At 59.4% G+C, this 20,686-nt stretch carries 19 protein-coding genes; 12 read left to right on the top strand and 7 right to left on the bottom strand.

What is annotated here, in order from left to right; translation table 11 throughout:
* Positions 1-2 precede the first annotated feature (2 nt).
* Positions 3-503, bottom strand: a complete 501-nt coding sequence (locus J2X71_RS27100; protein ID WP_113323648.1) for a YbjN domain-containing protein — start codon at positions 501-503, stop codon at positions 3-5.
* A gap of 401 nt (positions 504-904) precedes the next feature.
* On the bottom strand, positions 905-1,165 hold the full coding sequence (locus J2X71_RS27095) for an accessory factor UbiK family protein (RefSeq protein ID WP_113185736.1): 261 nt from the start codon (positions 1,163-1,165) through the stop codon (positions 905-907).
* 192 nt (positions 1,166-1,357) lie between these two features.
* On the opposite strand from J2X71_RS27095, the gene lgt reads away from it, so the two are divergent.
* The 6 genes from lgt (at position 1,358) to J2X71_RS27065 (ending at position 7,371) form a co-directional block, all read left to right on the top strand.
* Positions 1,358-2,209: a prolipoprotein diacylglyceryl transferase gene (lgt, locus tag J2X71_RS27090; RefSeq protein WP_310386981.1), complete on the top strand. Its 852-nt coding sequence runs from the start codon at positions 1,358-1,360 to the stop codon at positions 2,207-2,209.
* A 19-nt stretch (positions 2,210-2,228) separates the two neighbouring features.
* Positions 2,229-3,326, top strand: a complete 1,098-nt coding sequence (locus J2X71_RS27085; RefSeq protein ID WP_310386979.1) for a class I SAM-dependent methyltransferase — start codon at positions 2,229-2,231, stop codon at positions 3,324-3,326.
* Positions 3,327-3,433: 107 nt separating this feature from the next.
* Positions 3,434-4,228 carry a peptidoglycan editing factor PgeF gene (pgeF, locus tag J2X71_RS27080; RefSeq protein WP_310386977.1) on the top strand — a complete coding sequence of 265 codons (795 nt, stop codon included), beginning with the start codon at positions 3,434-3,436 and terminating at the stop codon, positions 4,226-4,228.
* Positions 4,229-4,233: 5 nt separating this feature from the next.
* Positions 4,234-5,385, top strand: coding sequence for a Xaa-Pro peptidase family protein (locus J2X71_RS27075; protein ID WP_310386974.1), 1,152 nt, complete (start codon positions 4,234-4,236; stop codon positions 5,383-5,385).
* A 102-nt stretch (positions 5,386-5,487) separates the two neighbouring features.
* The gene (locus J2X71_RS27070) at positions 5,488-6,333 is read left to right on the top strand and encodes a hypothetical protein (protein ID WP_310386973.1); all 846 of its coding nucleotides are present in this window, start codon (positions 5,488-5,490) and stop codon (positions 6,331-6,333) included.
* Positions 6,334-6,438: 105 nt separating this feature from the next.
* Positions 6,439-7,371 carry a ribose-phosphate pyrophosphokinase gene (locus J2X71_RS27065; protein WP_007824382.1) on the top strand — a complete coding sequence of 311 codons (933 nt, stop codon included), beginning with the start codon at positions 6,439-6,441 and terminating at the stop codon, positions 7,369-7,371.
* 318 nt (positions 7,372-7,689) lie between these two features.
* Here J2X71_RS27065 and J2X71_RS27060 read toward each other — a convergent pair whose 3' ends face one another.
* Both J2X71_RS27060 and J2X71_RS27055 read right to left on the bottom strand, forming a co-directional pair.
* On the bottom strand, positions 7,690-9,228 hold the full coding sequence (locus J2X71_RS27060; protein ID WP_310386970.1) for a hypothetical protein: 1,539 nt from the start codon (positions 9,226-9,228) through the stop codon (positions 7,690-7,692).
* A 168-nt stretch (positions 9,229-9,396) separates the two neighbouring features.
* The gene (locus tag J2X71_RS27055) at positions 9,397-12,186 is read right to left on the bottom strand and encodes an EAL domain-containing protein (RefSeq protein ID WP_310386968.1); all 2,790 of its coding nucleotides are present in this window, start codon (positions 12,184-12,186) and stop codon (positions 9,397-9,399) included.
* 414 nt (positions 12,187-12,600) lie between these two features.
* Between J2X71_RS27055 and J2X71_RS27050 the strand changes: the two genes are divergently transcribed.
* The gene (locus J2X71_RS27050) at positions 12,601-13,212 is read left to right on the top strand and encodes a 50S ribosomal protein L25/general stress protein Ctc (RefSeq protein WP_113324366.1); all 612 of its coding nucleotides are present in this window, start codon (positions 12,601-12,603) and stop codon (positions 13,210-13,212) included.
* 99 nt (positions 13,213-13,311) lie between these two features.
* On the opposite strand, the gene J2X71_RS27045 is transcribed toward J2X71_RS27050, so the two are convergent.
* Positions 13,312-13,557 (bottom strand): hypothetical protein, encoded by a 246-nt coding sequence (locus J2X71_RS27045; protein ID WP_310387144.1) that lies wholly within the window; start codon positions 13,555-13,557, stop codon positions 13,312-13,314.
* On the opposite strand from J2X71_RS27045, the gene J2X71_RS27040 reads away from it, so the two are divergent.
* The 4 genes from J2X71_RS27040 (at position 13,447) to J2X71_RS27025 (ending at position 17,775) form a co-directional block, all read left to right on the top strand.
* Positions 13,447-15,756, top strand: coding sequence for an EAL domain-containing protein (locus J2X71_RS27040; RefSeq protein WP_310387137.1), 2,310 nt, complete (start codon positions 13,447-13,449; stop codon positions 15,754-15,756). The genes J2X71_RS27045 and J2X71_RS27040 overlap by 111 nt on opposite strands.
* Before the next feature lie 24 nt (positions 15,757-15,780).
* A complete protein-coding gene (locus J2X71_RS27035; protein ID WP_310386965.1) occupies positions 15,781-16,503 on the top strand; it encodes a transporter substrate-binding domain-containing protein in 723 nt (240 codons plus the stop codon).
* 94 nt (positions 16,504-16,597) lie between these two features.
* Positions 16,598-17,314: an aminoacyl-tRNA hydrolase gene (gene pth / locus J2X71_RS27030; RefSeq protein ID WP_037100023.1), complete on the top strand. Its 717-nt coding sequence runs from the start codon at positions 16,598-16,600 to the stop codon at positions 17,312-17,314.
* A gap of 5 nt (positions 17,315-17,319) precedes the next feature.
* On the top strand, positions 17,320-17,775 hold the full coding sequence (locus tag J2X71_RS27025; RefSeq protein WP_310386962.1) for a GNAT family N-acetyltransferase: 456 nt from the start codon (positions 17,320-17,322) through the stop codon (positions 17,773-17,775).
* A 25-nt stretch (positions 17,776-17,800) separates the two neighbouring features.
* On the opposite strand, the gene clpS is transcribed toward J2X71_RS27025, so the two are convergent.
* Positions 17,801-18,112, bottom strand: coding sequence for an ATP-dependent Clp protease adapter ClpS (gene clpS / locus J2X71_RS27020; protein WP_037100028.1), 312 nt, complete (start codon positions 18,110-18,112; stop codon positions 17,801-17,803).
* A 227-nt stretch (positions 18,113-18,339) separates the two neighbouring features.
* On the opposite strand from clpS, the gene ychF reads away from it, so the two are divergent.
* Entirely contained in the window at positions 18,340-19,443 is a 1,104-nt protein-coding gene (gene ychF, locus J2X71_RS27015) for a redox-regulated ATPase YchF (RefSeq protein ID WP_310386959.1), read from the top strand.
* A 115-nt stretch (positions 19,444-19,558) separates the two neighbouring features.
* Here ychF and J2X71_RS27010 read toward each other — a convergent pair whose 3' ends face one another.
* Positions 19,559-20,629 (bottom strand): hypothetical protein, encoded by a 1,071-nt coding sequence (locus tag J2X71_RS27010; protein WP_310386957.1) that lies wholly within the window; start codon positions 20,627-20,629, stop codon positions 19,559-19,561.
* Positions 20,630-20,686: the final 57 nt, after the last annotated feature.

The raw sequence follows: 20,686 nt of genomic DNA, 5'->3' as shown, positions 1-20,686 counted from the left end.
TTTTACGCCTCACCGACGGTTTCAAAGAGGACCGCTTCCATCGCCTTATTGGCTTCCATACCGGACCAGACGACGAACTGGAAAGCTTGAAAATAAGCTTCGCAGGTATCGAGCGCGCTGGAAAGCAGAACTTCCACCTGACGGTTCGTGGGCTCGGCACCGCCGGCAAGCAGCAGCGACTGGCGGAAGATGACGACATCTTCCTGCCGCCACAGGTCGAAATGCCCCATCAGCACCTGGCCGTTAATCGCCGAGAGCAGCTTCACCACCTCGTTGACCCTGATTTCGGGAACCTTGATGTCGAAGGCGCAGCCAAGATGCAGCGCTTCGAATTCCTCCATCCACGAGAAAGAGACGTGATAGTCGGCCCAGCGACCTTCGACCGTCATCGCGATCTCGTCTTCGCCGGAGCGCTCGAAGGCCCAGTCATTGTTTGAAGCCACGTACTCGATCATGTCGACCGGGTTCGACTGGCGTTCGACTTCCAATTCCATAAGGCTCATGCAGCACCTTCTTGACCGGAATGAATGCGGCCTAACTTCGTGAAAAACACAAAACGAGACACACGCAATACCGGAAACAACCACTGGGGATGATCGCTGAACCGCTGCCAGACTAACGCAGTGAACCTGCCCGGAGCTTACCAATTCGCTTCGAATCATCATTTAAAATCAGTGTATAATGCCCCTTGCACCCTGCCAGCCCCCTTCCCGGAAATTTGGCCTGGCCTGCTGTGGAAAGCACTTATGGAATCAAATTCAGCGGGGGAGGTAAAAGACTCTGCCCATTGGCTTTTTTGGCAGTGTCCACAGGTGAAAAATCACACCCGATTTTTTTATCCAAGATGCGGCATGTAACATATGGGCCACGCCGCACCTTATACAGCATCTTCTTTAAGCTGAGATCACTTGCCCTTTGCAGCGAGCTTGGCCTCGAGCGCAGCGATGCGGGCTGCGAGCGCCTCGTTTTCGTCACGGGCCTTGATCGCCATTTCACGCACGGCTTCGAATTCCTCGCGCTTGACGACATCCATGCTGTTCAGCCAGCGCTCGGCATGAGCGTTGAAGGCGGTCTCGACCTCCTTGCGCACACCCTGCGCGGCACCTGCCGCATCGGTCATCAGCTTGGCGAATTCATCCATGATGCGGTTCGTTCCGGTCGTCATGGCGTATTTCTCCCTTCGCACGACGTGAATGTCAGGCCTTGCGGCCACTGAAATGGAGGTAGGGCTTCGCCGTTAAGGATGCAAGCGCTTTGCACGGGATAAGCCCTTGCGCACGGGGCCGTGACGAACAATGCACTTGACCGCCAAAGATCGCAGCGCCATGTTCCGCGCATCTCAACGGGTGGGAAAACCTTGCCGATAGCTGCTGATCTTCTTGCTATAATGCCTTTCCCTAATATCGACCCGATCGCTTTTTCGATCGGCCCGCTGGCGATTCATTGGTATGGCCTGGCCTATGTCGCCGGCATCCTGCTCGGCTGGGCCTATGCCCGCCGCATTGCTGCAAACGACGCACTCTGGCCGAACAATACCTCGCCCATATCAAGGTCCCAGCTCGACGACTTCATCGTCTGGGCAGCCCTCGGCATCGTTCTCGGCGGCCGCATCGGCTACATTTTCTTCTACGATCTCGGCGCCATCATCGAAAATCCGATCCGCGCCGTGCAGATCTGGAACGGCGGCATGTCCTTCCATGGCGGCCTGACCGGCACGACGATCGCCATGATCCTCTTTGCCCGCCGCAACCGCATCCCGATATGGAGCCTCTTCGATATCGTTGCGACGGTCGTGCCCTGTGGCCTGTTCTTCGGCCGTATCGCCAATTTCATCAACGGCGAGCTCTGGGGCAGGCTGACGGACGTGCCCTGGGCAGTCGTCTTCCCGACTGGCGGCCCCTTCGCCCGCCATCCGAGCCAGCTCTATGAAGCCGGCCTCGAAGGCATTGTCCTGCTGCTCGTTCTTGTCGCCCTCGTCTACGGCGCCAAGGCCCTGAAGAGCCCCGGGCTCATCACCGGCGTCTTCGTCTGCGGCTACGCGCTCTCGCGCATCTTCGTGGAATTCTTCCGCGAGCCGGATGCGCAGCTCGGCTACCTGCTCGGCACAAACTGGCTGACGATGGGCATAGTCCTGTCCCTCCCGATGATCCTGCTCGGCCTTTGGGCGATCTTCCGCGCCCGCCGCCAGGCTGCTGCCCTGCAGCACTGAAGCTCCCGGAACGACCGCCATGACCGCATTAAGCGAAAAGATCAAGACGATCATCCAGGCAAACGGGCCGCTCAGCGTCACCGACTATTTTTCGCTCTGCCTTGCCGATCCCGAACACGGCTATTACCGCACCCGCGAGCCCTTCGGCCGTTCGGGCGATTTCGTCACCGCACCTGAGGTCAGCCAGCTCTTCGGCGAAATGATCGGCGTCTTCGTCGTCCACGCCTGGCAGCGCCACGCGACGCCTGCAGGCGTCCGCCTCGTCGAGATTGGGCCCGGCCGCGGTACGATGATGGCGGACATGTTGCGCGTGATTTCGCGCATCGCCCCGCCGCTCTTCGACAACATGACGATCCATCTCGTCGAAACCAGCGAACGCCTGCGCGATATCCAGAGCCAGACGCTGGAAGCCTATGAAGGCAAGATCAGCTGGCATGCTGGCTTCGACGAAGTGCCCCCCGGCTTCACATTGATCGTCGCCAACGAACTCTTCGACGCGATCCCGATCCGCCAGTTCGTGCGCACATCGACCGGCTTCCGCGAACGCATGGTCGGCCTCGACGCGGATGGAGAGCTGATGTTTGCGGCCGGTGTTGCCGGCATCGATTCGGCCTTGCTGCCGGAGCCTGCGCAGAACGTGCCTGTTGGGACGCTGTTCGAGATCTCGCCCGCCCGCCAGGCGGTCATGAGCGCCATCTGCGAAAGGCTGCGGATCTTCAGCGGCACGGCGCTTGCGATCGACTACGGACATCTCGTCACCGGTTTCGGCGATACGCTGCAGGCCGTGCGGATGCACGAATTCGATCCGCCGCTTGCCCATCCCGGCGAAGCGGATCTGACCAGCCATGTCGATTTCCAGCAGCTTGCCGAAACGGCAGCGTCTGCCGGCGTCCACATTAACGGCGCACTGCACCAGGGTGACTTCCTGACCGGCCTCGGCATTCTCGAGCGCGCCGCAGCCCTCGGTCGCGACCGCGAGCCGAATACGCAGCAGATCATCCAGAGCGCGGTCGATCGGCTCGCCGGTGCAGGTGAAGGCCGCATGGGCGAACTCTTCAAGGTGCTCGCCGTCTCCTATCCGGCGATCGACCTGATGCCGTTCCGTCCGGTGGATTGACAGCCAGCCTTACGCTCGCCAACATCCGCCGCAAAATGACACCGCTTCGCCGGACAATGTCCGGCCAGGATGACGTCGATCCCTCTCCAAAAGTCCCGGAATATCAGATGACAGACGCGGCCTCTCCCGCACCGATCGAAAGCGCGCTGCTGAACGAAGCGACCGGCGGCGCGATCCGCCACGGCTATTTCACCCGCGCAGGCGGCATTTCGCAGGGCATCTATCGCGGCCTCAATGTCGGCCTTGGCTCGAATGACAAGCGCGAAAATGTGCAGGAGAACCGCAGACGCGTCGCCGCCTGGTTCGACCTGCCGGTAGAGCGACTGGCAACCGTCCATCAGGTCCATTCGCCTGACGTCGTCATCATCGGGCCGGACTATGACGGCGACCGGCCGCCGGCAGATGCCATGGTCACCGCAACGCCGGGCATTGTGCTTGGTGTGCTTGCAGCCGATTGCGGCCCGATCCTGTTCGCCGATCCTGAAAACCGCGTCATCGGTGCGGCCCATGCCGGTTGGAAGGGCGCATTGATCGGCGTGCTTGAAAACACCATCGATGCCATGGAAGCCCTTGGTGCCGACAGGGCCAATATCGTCGCCTGCCTCGGCCCCTCGATCAGCCAGGCAAGCTATGAGGTCGGCCCGGAATTCGTCGAGCGCTTCTTTGCCTATGATCCGGCCTATGAGCGTTACTTCATCCCCTCCCCGACAGCGGGTCACGCCATGTTCGACCTGCCGGGACTGACCGTCGATCGGCTGAAAAACGCGGGCGTGCGTGCCGAAAGCCTCGGTCTCTGCACTTATCCCGATAGCGAGCGCTTTTTTTCCTATCGGCGGACCACACATAAAAAGGAGCCGGATTACGGCCGCCAGATTTCGGCGATCAGCATCAGGGAGATGTAAGCAGCATGGCACTTCATTTCGAACGGGCTGAATTCGCAAGCCGGCTTGCCCGCCTGACGGACAAGATGAAGGAAGAAAAGCTCGATGCCCTGCTGCTCTTTGCGCAGGAAAGCATGTACTGGCTGACCGGCTACGACACGTTCGGCTACTGCTTCTTTCAGACGCTGGTCGTCAAGGCTGACGGCACAATGACGCTCCTCACCCGCTCGGCCGACCTGCGTCAGGCCCGGCACACCTCCGTTATCGAGGACATCCATGTCTGGGTCGATCGCGTCAATGCCGATCCGACGATGGACCTCAAGAACCTGCTGGTCGAAATGGACCTACTCGGCACCCGCATCGGTGTCGAGTACGACACGCACGGCATGACCGGCCGCGTCGCCCGGCTGCTCGACGCGCAACTGACGACCTTCGGCCAGATCAGTGACGCTTCCTACCTCGTCAGCCGGCTGCGCCTCATCAAGAGCCCGACCGAGGTTGCCTATGTCGAGCATGCCGCCGTGCTGGCAGACGATGCGCTGGACGCAGCGATCCGCCTGACCAAGCCCGGTGCCGATGAGGCCGATATCCTCGCCGCCATGCAAGGCGCGGTTTTCTCCGGCGGCGGCGACTATCCGGCCAACGAGTTCATCATCGGCTCCGGCGCGGATGCACTGCTCTGCCGTTACAAGGCCGGCCGCCGCAAGCTCGACGCCAATGACCAGCTGACTCTCGAATGGGCCGGTGTTTACGCACATTATCATGCCGCCATGATGCGTACGATCGTCATCGGCGAGCCGACGCATCGCCACCGAGAACTCTACAATGCCTGCCTCGAAACGATCCAGGCGATCGAGACCGTGCTGAAGCCTGGCCATACCTTCGGCGATGTCTTCGACATGCATGCCAGGATCATGGATGAGCGCGGCCTCGCCCGCCATCGCCTGAATGCTTGCGGCTATTCGCTCGGCGCGCGCTTCTCGCCGTCCTGGATGGAGCACCAGATGTTCCATGCCGGCAATCCGCAGCCGATCGAGCCGAGCATGTCGCTCTTCGTGCACATGATCATCGCCGATTCCGACACCGGCACAGCCATGACCCTCGGACAGACCTATCTGACGACAGGTGAAGCCCCTCGTGCACTTTCGCGCCATCCGCTGGATTTCACCGGGGTCTAACCTCCGCAATCACCGGCAAGAATCCGGAATTGACAGACAGGTCCCCCCACCCCCATAAATTCGCACGGGGCTGACGCGAATGTGGGAAGGACGAACCGAGGGATGACGCGAGTTGCGACTGCACCCACGCTCCTGATCTGTCTTGCCTTGCTTTCTGCTTGCAACACGACCGATGCATTGACGCTCACGCCGCCGATGGAAATCGGCGACTCTTCGATGAGTCAGCGCTCATCCACACCGGTGACGCAGAGCGAAGCCGAGCGTATGGCCGGAGCGCCGCAACGGACCTTCCCGGCGGCACCCCGCCGGAACGGCTATACGCCAGCCTACAGCGAGCAGACCTCTCCGACCCAGCCGAACTACCAAGCGCAGGCCTACCGGCCCGGCACCGGCGCTCCGCCGACGACTATGCAGGCCCAGGCCGATGCGCTTTCCCGTGACGGCTCTTCGCCCGCTGCCTCCGGACCGATCGAAGGCCAATCACTGGCGCCACCATCCGCCGCCACCGAGCAACCGGCACCGCAGCAGCCGACGCAGACAGCAGCGCTTGATCCTTCGGTTTCATCATCGACCTCGGTACGCGGCAATACAGTGCGCTTCCTGCCCATCATCGGTGCGCCCGTACAAGCTGTCACCCCGCTGTCCCGCCAGCTTGGCGCGGAGGCCCGCGCTCATGGCCTTGCCATCAAGAGCTCCAACGACACCAGCAGCGACTATATTCTGAAGGGCTACCTCTCCGCTTTCAGCGACGAGGGCAAGGTCACCGTGGTCTATGTCTGGGACGTGCTTGACAATGCCGGCGCCCGCCTGCACCGCATTCAGGGACAGGAAAGCGTGCCGACGGCGGCGGCCGATCCCTGGGCCGGCGTGCCCGCCTCCGTGATGCAGCAGATCGCCTCAAAGACGATCACCGAGTTCACATCCTGGCGGCAAAGCCAGGGCGGTTAGTCACAAGCTTTTTATAAATATAAAAGTATGTGACGCCTTAGCCCTTGCATTCACCGGGAAGCTGGCTAAAAAGCGCGGCTATCAGCGCATAACAGGCGGACCAAGATGAAGGTTTTCGCAGGCAATTCGAACCGGCAACTCGCCGAAGCGATCTGCAACTATCTCAATGTTCCCTTAGGGAAAGCCAGTGTCCGAAGGTTTGCCGATCAGGAAATCTTCGTGGAGATCCAGGAAAATGTGCGCGGTGAGGACGTTTTCCTCGTGCAGCCGACCGCCTTTCCCGCCAATGACCACCTGATGGAACTGCTGATCATGATCGACGCGATGCGTCGTTCGTCAGCCCGCCGCATCACTGCCGTTCTCCCTTATTTCGGGTATGCCCGTCAGGACCGCCGCGCCTCCGGCCGTACGCCGATCTCCGCCAAGCTGGTTGCAAACCTCATTACCGAAGCCGGCGCCGACCGCGTCATGACGCTCGATCTCCATGCCGGGCAGATCCAGGGCTTCTTCGATATACCCACAGACAATCTCTTCGCTCTTCCCGTGCTGACACGCGACATCAAGAGCCACTATGACCTCAGCAACGTCATGGTCGTCTCACCTGACGTCGGCGGCGTGGTGCGCGCCCGCGCGCTCGCCAAGCGCCTGGACTGTCTTCTGGCCATCGTCGACAAGCGTCGCGATCGGCCGGGTGAATCCGAAGTCATGAACATTATCGGCGACATCACCGGCAAGGACTGCCTGCTGATCGATGACATTGTCGATTCCGGCGGCACGCTCTGCAACGCGGCCGATGCGATGCTCGCCAAGGGCGCATCCAGCGTCACCGCCTATATCACCCACGGCGTCCTCTCCGGCGGCGCGGTCACCCGCGTCACCTCCTCGAAGCTGCGCGAACTCGTGATTACGGACTCGATCCAGCCGACCACGGCCGTGCTCTCGGCCCACAATATCCGCGTCGTCACGACAGCTCCGCTGATCGGCGAAGCCATCAGCCGCACGGCCCAGGAAGAATCCGTCTCCAGCCTCTTCGACTAAAAGAGCCGGCATTCGACCGGCTCTTTTGATCTTCGAATTGCAGTTCTCTGACATTTACCGCTGATCCGTGCTGTCCTCTCAAAGATTGACCATCAACGGTCACTGCGCCGTCCGCGCACCATTGCCGTCCGAACTGTTGGTGTTAGCAAAGCCTTTGGACATCATCATCCCAAAGCCGACCTCGCTGAGATCAGGTGCCTTTCTTGTGAACTCCTGAACGGTGGCAATCGATTTGCCGACCAATTTGCATGTGACACCAGACGCAAAAAAGCCGGCACGAGGCCGGCTCCTTTCGTTTCAGGCTGCAGTTCAGAGCACTTATTGCGGCTGACCCTGCTCCGGTTCCTGCCCCTGCCCCTGGTCTGGCTCCAGCCCCTGATCTTGATCCTGATCCGGTTCCTCGGCATCCGGCCCCTTGATCTGCTGGCCGTTGATCGCCACGGAACCGTCGCCGGCGACATTGATATCCCAGCGCGAGCGGCCATCTGGGTCCGTCTTGGCAAAGCCCTTGGCCATCATCATGCCGAAGGAGACCTGCTGGAGGTTCGGATCGCTCTTGGCAAGCTCCTGGATGGCGGCGATCGACTTGTCGAGATCCCGCGCCAGGATCGAAGCTTGGAGCGAATAATCCTTCTGCGTATCGACGCGGCCCTGCAGCTTGCCAGTGACGTCAATATCGTAGACATCCGAGACTGCTATGAACTTCGGCAGGTCGACGACGACGACGCCGTCGTGGAAGAGCTTCTCGGCAGCCAGCTTGCCGCTTTCTTCCGAATTGTTGCCCGACGAGAAATCGATCTTCATGAACTCATCGCCGAAAGCGGCGAAATCCATGTCCGGCACGGCGATCTGCATATCGATACTCTTCGGCAGGAAGGCATGGTAGCTCGCCGGCACGACCGGGCTGTCGAGCGTGACCTCCTGGGCATTCATCCCGAAGGCAAATCGGACAGCATCGCTCGGCCCGTCGACCGAGAAATTATAGCCGAAGGCCTTGGCGCCGCCACTTCCGGCGACGGTGCCGACCGCCAGATTATTTACCGTGATCGTTTCGTTGGCGGAGGAGAACAGCGGAAAGGATGCCTTGAGGACGGACTTCAGCCTTTCGCCGTCTTCCTTGCTGAGCTCCTTCTCATCCACATGGTCAAGGATAAAGAAGACGATATCGCGAATTTCCTTCGCCGGCAGGCTGGCCACATCGGCATTGAAGTCGATCGAATCCGCCTTGATGGTGACCGGCGGCGTCTGCGCGCTGGTAACCGTCTCCGACAGCGCGGTAAACGCACCACTCGCCTTGAAATCCAGCCGGCCATTGCCGCTGGCGCTGTCAGTCGAATCGAGCCTGTAATTCATGCCGGCAAAGCTCGCATCGACCTGATCGGCGTCGGACTTCGACGTGAGGCGGATATCGCTGGCCTTGAAATCGCCGGAACGCAGATAGGCGATCGCCGGATCGAAGACACCGTTATAGACCATCGAGGCAATGGAATAAGTGAAATCGGTGCTCTTGTCGTCTGGCCCCTTGACGTTGCCGGAGATGTTGAAGCTGTTGTTGCCTTCGAGATTCCAGAGCCCGCTGTCGAGCGGTGTGGCGAAGACCGACCAGGGCGTCAGCCCGTTCACCGCGTACTTGGTCGTATCCACTTTCGAAAGCAGCTTGGCAAGATCGTAGATAACCTCATAGCGGGTACCCGCCGGGTTGACGGTCACAAAACCACTCTTGGCGAAATCCTCGGGCAGGAAGCCCGTCAGGCTGTCGCGAAGCTTGTTCGCTCCATCCTGATTGATCTCAGCCCCTTGCGCCGCCCCGAACAGCGATAGGGCAACAAGCGTTGTCGTGACAAGTTTGAGACGCATTCACACTCTCCTCAGCCGCTTTGAATGCGGCCATAGGAAGATCGGATATCTTCCGGTGTCAACCCGGCACGTTTGGACAAATGTTATTTTGCGACCACGGCTGAGAGTGAACGTATCCTGCCGGGCACTACCGCACGCGAAGGCCCTCGATTCTGATCTCGCCCTGCGTCAGGCCGCAGTGTTGAGGGTAACCGATTGTTGTTCCATTCGCGCCGGGCGACCGAAATAGTAGCCCTGGGCCTCGTCACAGCCTTCGGATGTCAATAGTTCGAGTTGGCTCAACGTTTCGACCCCTTCAGCAAGCACAGGGATCGACAGGCCGCGTCCCAGCGCCAGGATGGAGCGAATGACCGCCTTTGCTTCCTGACTGCTCTCGACTTCGTTCATGAAGCTGCGATCGAGCTTGATCTTGTCGAAGGGGAACGAGCGAAGGGTCTCGAGCGACGAATAGCCTGTTCCGAAATCGTCGATGGCGATCGCAACGCCCTGCTGCTTGAGCGCACGCATTGCAAGCAGCGCCTTGCTTTTGTCGACGATGATCGATGACTCGGTTATTTCAAGTTCGAGCCGCGATGCTGGCAGGCCCGTTTCCTGGAGGACGGACCGAACCAGTTCGGCGATGTTTGCATGGGCGATCTGGATGGGCGAAATATTGACGGCGATCTTGATGTCGTCCTTCCAGCTGACCGCTTCCCTGCATGCCTCGCGAAGGACCCATTCTCCGATAGGCATGATTGCACCGCATTCCTCGGCGATCGGAATGAAATCGACGGGCGGAATATTTCCGCGTTCAGGATGGTTCCACCTGAGCAGCACTTCGTAGCCGGTCGTCTTGCCGGTCGCGACCGACTTCTGCACCTGATAGTGAAGGTACATCTGGTCGCGCTCGATTGCGACCCAGAGGTCACGCGCCAGCCTTCTCCTGTCGCGCGACACTTCGTCCATGGACTCCTCATAGAAGCAGACATTGCGCCCGACCTCGTGTTTTGCGCGATACATGGCCAGATCTGCGTTTGCGAGAAGCGTTTCGGCGTTTTCGCCGGCGTCGGGGTAAAGTGCGACACCAACGCTTGCGCCGGGGACGATGTGATGCCCTTCGAAATCCATCTTCTCCATGAGCGTGGCTTCCAGCCGCGCAATGAAGTCGTCTAGCTCTGCCCTGTCATTGAAGCGCTTCACAGCCGCGAACTCATCGCCGCCAAGCCGGGCGACAAGTTCCTCGTCACGCAGTATCCCGTTCAATCGTGCAGCCAATGTGCTCAACACGAAATCTCCAGCCACATGGCCCATCTGGTCATTGATCTCTTTGAATTTATCCAGATCGATGCCAATCACCGCAACCTTGGTCGACAGCCTTTTGGCAATTGTCAGCTGATGTGAAAGATAGTCATTGAAGGTGGGACGGTTCGGCAGACCGGTCAAAGCATCGTGCTTGGCCATGAACGCGATTTTCTCTTCGCGCGCCAGCCGGTCGGTAATGTCTTCGAATGTCGTAACCCAGCCACCATCCGCGAGAACATTAAACGTCGCAAGAATTGACCGGCCGCTCGTCGTCTGATGCACAAGGGTCTTCTGGCCGGAGCGCATGGTCGCCATATGCCTGCGATAGTGATCGGCCGCCTTCGAATCCGCAGCATCACTATCGCCAAAAACGATCTGATAGCCGCTGCGAACGATCTCGGAATAGGCAAGACCCGGGCGAATGAAATTCTCAGGGAATCCGAAGAGCTGGCTATACCTGGCGTTTGCGAGGATCAGCCGCTCATTGCGGTCAAACATCGAGATGCCCTGGCTCATGTTCTCTAGTGCCAGATCGAGGTTCCTCGATACTTCTTTGATGCGATCCCCGTCGATCTTTGCCTGCGTGATATCGCGGGTAATCTTCACGTATCCGATGAGATCATGGCCATCGTCATACACGGGTTGGATGACGACATGTGCCCAGAACGAGGATCCGTCCTTGCGAAAACGCAGCCCCTCTGCCTCAAATCTGCCGTTGGCGAGAGCGGATTCGAGCGCTCTCTGCGGAAGGCCATTCTGCTGATCCTCCGCGGAGTAGAACCGGGCGAAGTTCTGGCCGACGATATCAGCGGCGCTATAGCCCTTCGCGCGTTCCGCCCCCGTATTCCAGTTCGTCACGACGCCTGAAGGATCGAGCATGTAGATTGCGTAATCCGTCACGCCCTGCAGGAGCAGCTCAAACCTGGTCTCGCTTGCACTTGCCTGCTTGGCGGCGCGAAACGCAATGATCGATGCCGAAATGCCCGAGGCCAGCATTGAGATCGATACGACGAGAATGGTCACCAGAAGGAACGGCTTCGAAAGCGCCTGCGGCTCGATCGCGTTTGCGCCCCCTTCGATAATCGTCAGCGCGCCCATCGCGGTGAAATGCATCAAAACGATGCCGAGCGACAGCGCAGACGCCGCCGCAAGAATGCTCCAGTTCGAACCCTTCCAGTTCTTTGTGAGCGTAAATCCCCAGGTCGCCATGGCAGCCGATATGATCAGCGCAGCGATAACGAGATGTCGATCCCAGACGATGGCCCCCGGAACCTGCAGACCGGCCATGCCGACGAAATGCATGGCTGCGACGCCGACGCCAAAGACAAGGCCTGCAGCAATATTGGCCTGAGAACCCGGAAGCGACACCGCGGCAAGGCCTGCCACAAAGGTAGAGGCAAAAGCCGCACCGAGCGAAATAAGCGTCAGATCGCGATCATAACCGACGACGATGCCCGGATCATAGGCGAGCATGGCAACGAAATGCGTCGACCAGATGCCGAAGCCGCCTGCCGCCCCCGCCACGGAGAGCCAGATCCAGCGTGGCACGCCGTTTGACCTGCCAGCACTTCTCAGGAACAGGATCGTTCCGAGATTGGACACAAGGCATAGTACGGCAGCCAGAAGAACCAGCGTAAAGTCGTGTTGGTATGTCAGGCAGTATACGATCGCAAACATGAGAAAACCCATTCTTTTCAAGCCTGACATCGGTCTTGCCGTGTTAAAGAAGGGATAATCCGGCGCCTTCACAGGTAAAGTGGAACCTTCTGTTCGACTTTGTGATTAACGCCCGAACAACGAAGGCTTATCAGCGGTTTTTGGAATTACTTGCAAAACACCAGGGATTGCATTTCGCGATCTTTCGGGTGTAGTGCCGATGACGCGCGATCAGCGATACGGCCACCGGCATTGGTCCTCTTGACAGAGCCTGTCACCGCTTGCGTTTGCGTGACACTTATATTATAGGCCACGCGTCCGCGTAGACACCCTTGGAGGCAACGCGGATGAGGATGGGCTTGCCCGCCTCCGGTCCGACGGCACAAGGCTTCAAGCTCGCCGCGGACTCTCCAAATAACCTCGAAAGGACTAGCCATGAGCCACGAAACTTACGAGCTCAAGGCCGAGGCGCGCGAACGGGTTGGTAAGGGGTCCGCCCGTGAACTCCGCCGCAACGGCTTTATTCCCGCTGTCATCTATGGTGACAAGCAGGCCCCAGTTTCTATCGCTATCAACACCAATGAGGTGACGAAGCGCATTCATGCCGGTGGCTTCATGACCACCGTTGCGACCATCGACGTCGACGGTAAGAAGTACAAGGTTCTGCCGAAGGACTATCAGCTCGATCCGGTCCGCGACTTCACGATGCACGTCGATTTCCTGCGCGTATCTGGCAACACCCAGGTTAGCGTTGAAATCCCGGTTCACTTCGTCAACGAAGACAAGTCCCCGGGCCTCAAGGTCGGCGGCGTTCTGAACATCGTGCGTCACGAAGTCGAAGTTCACTGCCCGGCTGACGCGATCCCGGAATTCTTCACAGTTGACCTTTCCGGTCACAAGATCGGCGACAGCATTCATATTTCGGAAGTCACCCTGCCGAAGGGTGTGACGCCCGTCATCACCGATCGCGACTTCACCATCGCGACGATCATTGCTCCGGCTGGCGGCATCGACGAAGCTGCTGCCGAAGGCGAAGCAGAAGCCTGATAGCTTCTACCAATTTGTAAAGCATAAGGCCCGTTTTCCGTGAGGAAGACGGGCTTTTTCATTGCCGAAAAAGGCTTATTTCAGCAACATTTAACACATTTATGGAAGCATGCTCCGGCTGGTTGCGAAGTCCCCGCCCTGCCGCGTGACCGCAGAATAATCCGACCCCGTGGAGCAAACGGAACCATGAATAATTCCGTTGAGAACAGATTTTTTGCGATTGTTTGCGGCGCGCTGCTTGTTTTTGTAGCTCCCCTCTTTGTTCTTTTTCTTTTCCTTTCCTCTGAGCGTGCCGACAAGGAAATACGCGACCATATTTCCGTTCTTCTTGTGGCGAATGCCCAAGCGCTCGCCAAGCCGCTTTGGGATCTCGATGCCGATAGCGTGACCCAGATCAGCGCGACGGTCGTTTCGCAGGGCGCCATCGTCAAGGTGGAGGTCCGCGACCAGTCCGGCGAGCTCGACGTCAGCCAGTCGACCATTCCGAGGTCCTTCGATGGCAAGCTGGTTCAGGTTTCCCGCGCCATCATCTACAACACCGTCGATGGGCCGAAGAACCTCGGCAGCATTTCCGTCTTCTATCCGGCACTCGGCCTGTTTTCCGGCCTGAAGCAGGAAGAGGTCGTCTTCATCTCGATCTTCATTTTCGCGGTGCTGGCCGTTTTCGCCACCGCACTCATCGGCAACCGCATCTTCGTCATCCAGCCTCTGATGCGCCTGACGGCTGCAATCGAGGCGACACGCCAGCTCGGCTCCCGCCACCATGTCGACTGGCAATCGAACGACGAAATGGGCCGGCTCGCCCAAAGCTTCAACGAAATGCAGACAAAGCTTGAAAACGAAGAAACCGAGCTGAAGCTCGCGCATCGCCGCGCCACCGACATCTACAACCTGACGCCCGCCATGCTCTTCTCCCTCGACGAGGAAGACCGCATTACCGCCGTCAGCGACTACTGGCTGCTTGCGACGGGTTATCACCGCGCCGCCGTCATCGGCCGGAGCTTCTCCGATCTCGTTACCTCCTTCACCCGTGACAAGTTCATCAAGCGCAAGAGCCAGCGTGAGAACGGCACCGGCGACGTCACCGTCAAGTTCATCTGCATGGACGGCCGCATCATGGACGTCCTGATCATGGAATCGGCGCTCACGACTCACGGAGAGGAAGGTCAGTCGCTCTCCGTCATGACCGATGTGACGGAGCTGAAGGCCTCCGAAGACCGCAACCATCGTCAGGCAATCACTGACCATCTGACCGGCCTCCTGAACCGCCAGGGCTTCGAAGCCGTGCTCGACAGCAAGATCGCAGCCGCCGATGCCGCCGATCAGGAACTCGCCTGCCTCTTCGTCGACCTCGACCGCTTCAAGTGGATCAACGACAATATGGGCCACGCCGCCGGTGATGCGGCCCTCATCGAACTCGTGGAGCGGCTGAAGACGCTGCTTGCCCCCTCCGATGAAGCTGCCCGTCTAGGCGGCGATGAATTCGCCATCCTGCTGCCGGCCAAGAATGCCGAAAAGCGCGCCCGCGCCATGTGCGACCAGATCGCTTCGATCTTCGAGACACCCTTCGGCCCGGACATGCATCTCAGCGCCTCTGTTGGTATCGCCATCTATCCTCGCCACGCTGCGACCGCCGCCGAACTGCTGCAGAAATCCGACATGGCCATGTATGCCAAGAAGCGCGACGGCAAGAACGGCGCACAGATCTTCGATAGCGGCATGCTCGATCATGCCCGCCGCCGCGCCGAGATCGAAGCCCATATCGAAGCCGGTCTCGCTGACGACTGGTTCGAGGCCTATCTCCAGCCGATCGTCAACCTGAACGGCCGCGGTATCGCCGGCTTCGAGGCGCTGATGCGCCTCAACCATCCGCAGAAGGGTCTCATGCCACCGGCCGAGATCATCAGCGTGGCCGAAGAGACTGCCAAGATCGTCCGCGTCGGCAATGTCATCATGGAAAAGGCGATCGCCAATCTGGCGACGATTTCACGCCTGCCGGGCATGCAGGACAGCTACCTCGCGATCAATTTCTCGCCGTTGCAGTTCGAGCCGGCGCTCGCTGCCCGCCTTGCCGCCATCCTCGGCCGCCACGGCATCCTGCCGGATCGTATCGTCGTCGAGATCACGGAGGCTGTGCTGATGCACGACAACCCGCAGATCCGCATGATCGTGACGGAACTGCGCCGTTTCGGCTGCCGCATCGCGCTTGACGATTTCGGCACCGGTTATTCGTCGCTGAGCTATCTCAACCGCTTCCCGGTCGACATCATCAAGATCGACCAGTCCTTCACCCGCGCCATCAATGATGCTGACGATGACGTGCGCCAGAAGAGCCGCATGCTCATCGAAGGCATCACCACGCTGTCGCACAAGATGAACTGCACCGTCATCGCCGAAGGCATCGAGACGGAGGAGGAATGCAGTACGCTGCACCAGATGGGTCTTGATTATGGTCAGGGCTATCTATTCCACCGTCCGCAGAATGCCGCCAAGCTGATCGAGGAACTAAGCAGCTCGCTGCCGAACGTGGCACGCGCTTCATGAACTGACGAAATGGGAGGTATCGCGATGAAAAAGCTGCTGCTTCTTGCACTTTTGACCCTACCCTGCTTTGCCACGTCTGCCTCAGCCCAGACGGTAGCCTTCGTGACCGAGGAATACGCGCCCTTCAACTACCGCGATGGCAAGGTCATCAAGGGCGCGACCGTCGAACAGGTCGAGAAGGTCATGGTCGATATAGGCGTCGACTATACGCTCGACGTGATGCCCTGGGCCCGTGCTTTCAGCCTCGCCCGCACTACGCCGATGACCTGCGTATTCGCAACCGCCCATAACGCCGCGCGTGACGGCCTGTTCAAATGGGTCGAGCCGCTTCTCATCGACCGCAACATCCTGATCACCCGCAAGGGATCGGGCGTCTCTGCCACCAATCTCGAAGAGGCGAAGAAATATGTGATCGGCACCCAGCGCGATGATTACACGGAAGTGACGCTGAAGGAGAAGGGCTTCACCAAGCTCGACGTCGCCAGCGATTTCAACGCGACGTTGCGCAAGCTGCTTGGCGGGCGCATCGACATGATGCCGATCTCCGAACTCTATTTCGACAAGCTGAAGGCCGACCAGCCGCTGGAAATGGTGACGGTGCTGTCCTCGCAGCCGATGGGTATTGCCTGCGAGAAGAATTTCCCGGACGATCTCCTGGCCCGCATGCAGGCCTCGCTGGACAAGCTGATCGCCAGCGGCGAACAGAAGCAGATCTTCCTGAAATATGGTCTGCATCTGCTGAAATGATCGGCCGCCTGCCGTTCACACCTGCCTTTGCCACTTGACTTTGCCGCCATTTCGCGGTGGTGAACGCCAACAGCTCTTGCAAGGAAGACAGGCCATGCTGATCATTGCGGGTCTCGGCAATCCCGGCGCGAAATATGCCGGCAACCGGCACAATATCGGCTTCATGGCGGTGGATGCCATCTACCGCCGCCACAGCTTTTCGCCCTGGTCGAAGAAGTTCAAGGCAGAGATTTCCGAAGGCGAACTGGCGGGTGAGAAGGTGCTGCTGATCAAGCCGCAGACCTTCATGAATCTGTCGGGTGAAGCAGTCGGCGAAGCCATGCGCTTCTACAAGCTGCAGCCTTCCGATCTCGTGGCGATCTATGACGAGCTCGATCTGCCGGCCGGCAAGGCGCGGCTGAAGACCGGCGGCGGCCATGGCGGCCACAACGGCATCAAGTCGCTCGACGCCCATTGCGGTAAGGAATATCGCCGGCTGCGCCTTGGCATCGGCCATCCCGGCGTCAAGGAACTGGTGCATAACCATGTGCTCGGCGATTTCGCCAAAGTCGACAGCGACTGGCTGGAGCCACTGCTCGACACGCTTGCCGACAATGCCGAGATGCTGGTCCGCAAAGAGGATTCCCAGCTCATGAACAAGATCGCGCTGGCGCTGGGCGGTAAAGCGGAAGAGGAAAAGCCGAAACCGGAGAAGAAGCCGGCGGGAAAGTCCCATATCCATCAGGCCCGCAATCAGAGCCAGCAGAAGCTTCCTGCAACCGGTCCCATGGCCGAGATGCTGAAGAAGATGTTCGGCAACAAGGGCGACTGAACGCTATGGCTGGCGGGGATTTCATCATCCGACCTGCGGTCGTCGGCGATCTGCAGAACCTGATCACCCTTTACCAGCACCTCAGCCCGACCGATCCGGTCCTCGCGCCTGATGTGGCAATGGAACGTTTCTCCGCCATTCTCGCGCAGCCCGGCATGACGGTCCTCATTGGCGTTGCCGGCGAGATTGCTGCTGCGACCGTCACGCTGATCATCGTGCCCAACCTGACGCGCAATGGCGCCCCTTACGCACTGATCGAAAACGTCGTCACCCACGCCGATCACCGCAAGCAAGGTTATGCCGGCAGGGTCATCCGGCATGCGATTGCGCAAGCCTGGAATGCCGGCTGCTACAAGGTCATGCTGCTGACCGGATCGAAAAATCCGGCGACACTGCGTTTCTATGAAAATTGCGGTTTCATGCAGGACAAGACCGGCTACCATATCCGCCGGCCGTCTTGAGACGCCTGTCCTATTTCTCAGGCCCTTATTCCTCAGGCTCCGTGGTGAACATCAGCGGAAAGTCCATCTCCTTGGCAAGGTCGATGGCTTCTTTGGCCTTTGTTTCCGCTATGTCCTTAGTGCAGACAACCACTACGCACGAGCCGAGCTTGTGCGCCGTCATCATCACGCGGTAGCCGGTATCCTCGCTCATGCGGAAGACGATCTTCAGCACCATGATGACGAACTCGCGCGGCGTATAATCGTCATTGACGAGAATGACTTTGTAAAGCTTCGGCTTGTCCAGCTTGAGCTTCGTTCTGGTTTTGGGTTTCAAGGCAATATCGTTGTCAACCATCGGAAATCCGCCCTTGATGACATGGGAAGGGGGTTCGATCTAACTAAACTATTTCGATTGCAGAATTTCGACACTCGGTGTCGGCAAAAATCCCGCCGCAATAAGAATAAGGCCACTAGACCCTGTCGGCAAGGGAGCCGCGAGAAAAGCTCTCTAAGACTTGACCGCTCCCCTCCTTTATCCCATAGGCACGGCCAAGGAATTCTAGAGAACAGCAGGTTTCAGCCATGGGCTTCAAATGCGGTATCGTCGGCCTGCCGAATGTCGGCAAATCGACCCTCTTCAATGCGCTCACCAAGACGGCGGCAGCACAGGCGGCGAACTATCCTTTCTGCACGATCGAACCGAACACCGGCGAAGTGGCCGTTCCCGACGCGCGCATGCAGAAGCTTGCCAATATCGCCAAGTCGAAGGAAATCATTCCGACCCGGATCAACTTCGTCGATATTGCCGGCCTCGTGCGCGGCGCCTCGAAGGGTGAAGGTCTCGGCAACCAGTTCCTTGCCAATATCCGCGAAGTCGATGCCATTGTGCATGTGCTGCGCTGCTTCGAAGACGGCGACATCACCCACGTGGAAGGCCGCATCGACCCGGTTGCCGACGCCGATACGATCGAGACCGAACTGATGCTCGCCGACCTCGACAGCCTCGAGCGCCGTACCGAGCAGACGCGCAAGCGCGCCACTGGCAAGGACAAGGATTCCATGGCAATGCTGCCGATCATGGAAGCCTCGCTGGCGCTGCTGCAGGACGGCAAGCCAGTCCGCACGCTGCTTTCGAAGCTCGATGCCGAAGAGACCAACATACTGAAGGGCCTCAACCTTCTGACATCGCACCCGGTTCTCTACGTCTGCAACGTCGCCGAAGGCGATGCCTCGACCGGCAACAAATATACCGAGGCCGTCGCTGCGATGGCCAAGGCTCAGGGTGCCGAAACCGTCACCATCTCGGCGGCGATCGAATCCGAAGTCGCCCAGCTTCCGGACGAGGAGGCCAAGGAATTCCTCTCGGCCCTCGGTCTTGACGAAGCGGGCCTCGACCGCCTGATCCGCGCCGGTTACAAGCTGCTCCATCTCATCACCTATTTCACGGTCGGCCCGAAGGAAACGCGGGCCTGGACGATCGAGCGTGGCACCAAGGCGCCGCAGGCGGCCGGCGTCATCCACTCGGATTTCGAACGCGGCTTCATCCGCGCCAACACCATCGCCTATGACGACTACATCCAGTTCGGCGGCGAAGTCGGCGCCAAGGAAGCCGGCAAGGCGCGCGACGAAGGCAAGGAATATGTTGTCCAGGACGGCGACGTCATCCACTTCCGCTTCAACACCTGATTGACCAAAGCATGTCGCGCAAAAGTGTGCAGCGGTTTTGCGACAACGACATGTGCAGGACAAAGACTTAAAGCATGTGGTGATCTTTCAGGTCGCCATATGCTTTAAATGCTGCTCAGCCCGGCGGCAGCCTTTCCACGACGCCTGAGGGCAAAGCGCGCAGCACGATGCGCCGAAGCGGCATCCAGCCCGTACCGATGACGAGCACGATCACGCCGACGACAACAAGCGTTCCGAAGATGTAAGTATCGACGGTCGCACTCCCCTGCTGGAATATCCCATAGATCGCCAGTCCCAGTGTCAACAGGCCGGACGTCACGAAAGCGCGCCGGTCGATGATCAGGCCAATCAGCATCAGCAGCGCGACGATCACGACGACAACAGGCGTCTTGAAGGAGCTGGCGTCCATGATATCCAGCCAGCCGCCGTCTAGTGAGAGCAATATCCGGATGCTGTAAAGCAGAGCCGGCGCGGCGACGAGATGAAGCCAGAAGGCGACATCCGATCGCGTCGTGCGGCGGAACCTGTCGCTGAGATCGAAGCCGAGTGCGGCGACGAACAGGCCAACGGCGCTGGCAAACAGGATGATCGACACGAGCGTCGGATGGTTGAGAATGAAGGCATCGTCGCCGCTCCCCCATTGCAGCAGGCGGAAGACAAGCGCGAGGACGAGGGCCAGCCCCGAGAAGATGCTAAGCGCAAGCGCAAGCGGCACACGGTAGCGCAGATAGAAAAGCCCCATGATGACAGGGAATGCGACGATGAACCTATCGATGCCATCACCGGTCAGCCACAGATCGGCATTGGAGGGATAGACCGACAGCATCATCCGGAAGGTCCAGGCAAAAACCGCCAGCGTCAGCACGACAGCCGGCAGCGCGAGGCGCTGGCGCTTCACGAGGATTTCCGCCAGCACCAGGATCGCAGGCAGCACCGCATAGAGCGAGGCAAGCCCCCAGAGGCCCGCAAGTGCGATGAGAATGCCGATGGTGATCAGTACATCGTGGAAGCCGCGCACGAAGCGCGGTGTCTCGGTATCAGACCAGGCAGGCTCTTCAGGCCCGGCCGCCTGCGCCTCGACGGTCACGCCACGCGCCGCAAGGAACGGCGCCAGCCTCTCGCCGGCCTCGGCGGTAATCAGCCCCTCCCGCGCCGCCTCATCGAGTATCGACCTTAGTTCTGCCATTCTGGTTCGCCCCCAGGGAATCATTGAGCCCGCGCGGATGCTATTGTAAGCAATGAG

Origin of the sequence: Rhizobium sp. 1399, from assembly GCF_031455475.1 — a bacterium.
Taxonomy (GTDB): Bacteria; Pseudomonadota; Alphaproteobacteria; order Rhizobiales; family Rhizobiaceae; genus Rhizobium.
This window is presented reverse-complemented; position numbering and strand designations above follow the sequence as displayed.

Bases quoted from the DNA above. Each gene is read 5' to 3' on its own strand.
- J2X71_RS27100 (WP_113323648.1), bottom strand. From the start codon at position 503: ATGAGCCTTATGGAATTGGAAGTCGAACGCCAGTCGAACCCGGTCGAC.
- J2X71_RS27095 (WP_113185736.1), bottom strand. From the start codon at position 1,165: ATGACGACCGGAACGAACCGCATCATGGATGAATTCGCCAAGCTGATG.
- J2X71_RS27085 (WP_310386979.1), top strand. From the start codon at position 2,229: ATGACCGCATTAAGCGAAAAGATCAAGACGATCATCCAGGCAAACGGG.
- pgeF (WP_310386977.1), top strand. From the start codon at position 3,434: ATGACAGACGCGGCCTCTCCCGCACCGATCGAAAGCGCGCTGCTGAAC.
- J2X71_RS27075 (WP_310386974.1), top strand. From the start codon at position 4,234: ATGGCACTTCATTTCGAACGGGCTGAATTCGCAAGCCGGCTTGCCCGC.
- J2X71_RS27070 (WP_310386973.1), top strand. From the start codon at position 5,488: ATGACGCGAGTTGCGACTGCACCCACGCTCCTGATCTGTCTTGCCTTG.
- J2X71_RS27065 (WP_007824382.1), top strand. From the start codon at position 6,439: ATGAAGGTTTTCGCAGGCAATTCGAACCGGCAACTCGCCGAAGCGATC.
- J2X71_RS27060 (WP_310386970.1), bottom strand. From the start codon at position 9,228: ATGCGTCTCAAACTTGTCACGACAACGCTTGTTGCCCTATCGCTGTTC.
- J2X71_RS27055 (WP_310386968.1), bottom strand. From the start codon at position 12,186: ATGTTTGCGATCGTATACTGCCTGACATACCAACACGACTTTACGCTG.
- J2X71_RS27050 (WP_113324366.1), top strand. From the start codon at position 12,601: ATGAGCCACGAAACTTACGAGCTCAAGGCCGAGGCGCGCGAACGGGTT.
- J2X71_RS27035 (WP_310386965.1), top strand. From the start codon at position 15,781: ATGAAAAAGCTGCTGCTTCTTGCACTTTTGACCCTACCCTGCTTTGCC.
- pth (WP_037100023.1), top strand. From the start codon at position 16,598: ATGCTGATCATTGCGGGTCTCGGCAATCCCGGCGCGAAATATGCCGGC.
- J2X71_RS27025 (WP_310386962.1), top strand. From the start codon at position 17,320: ATGGCTGGCGGGGATTTCATCATCCGACCTGCGGTCGTCGGCGATCTG.
- clpS (WP_037100028.1), bottom strand. From the start codon at position 18,112: ATGGTTGACAACGATATTGCCTTGAAACCCAAAACCAGAACGAAGCTC.
- ychF (WP_310386959.1), top strand. From the start codon at position 18,340: ATGGGCTTCAAATGCGGTATCGTCGGCCTGCCGAATGTCGGCAAATCG.
- J2X71_RS27010 (WP_310386957.1), bottom strand. From the start codon at position 20,629: ATGGCAGAACTAAGGTCGATACTCGATGAGGCGGCGCGGGAGGGGCTG.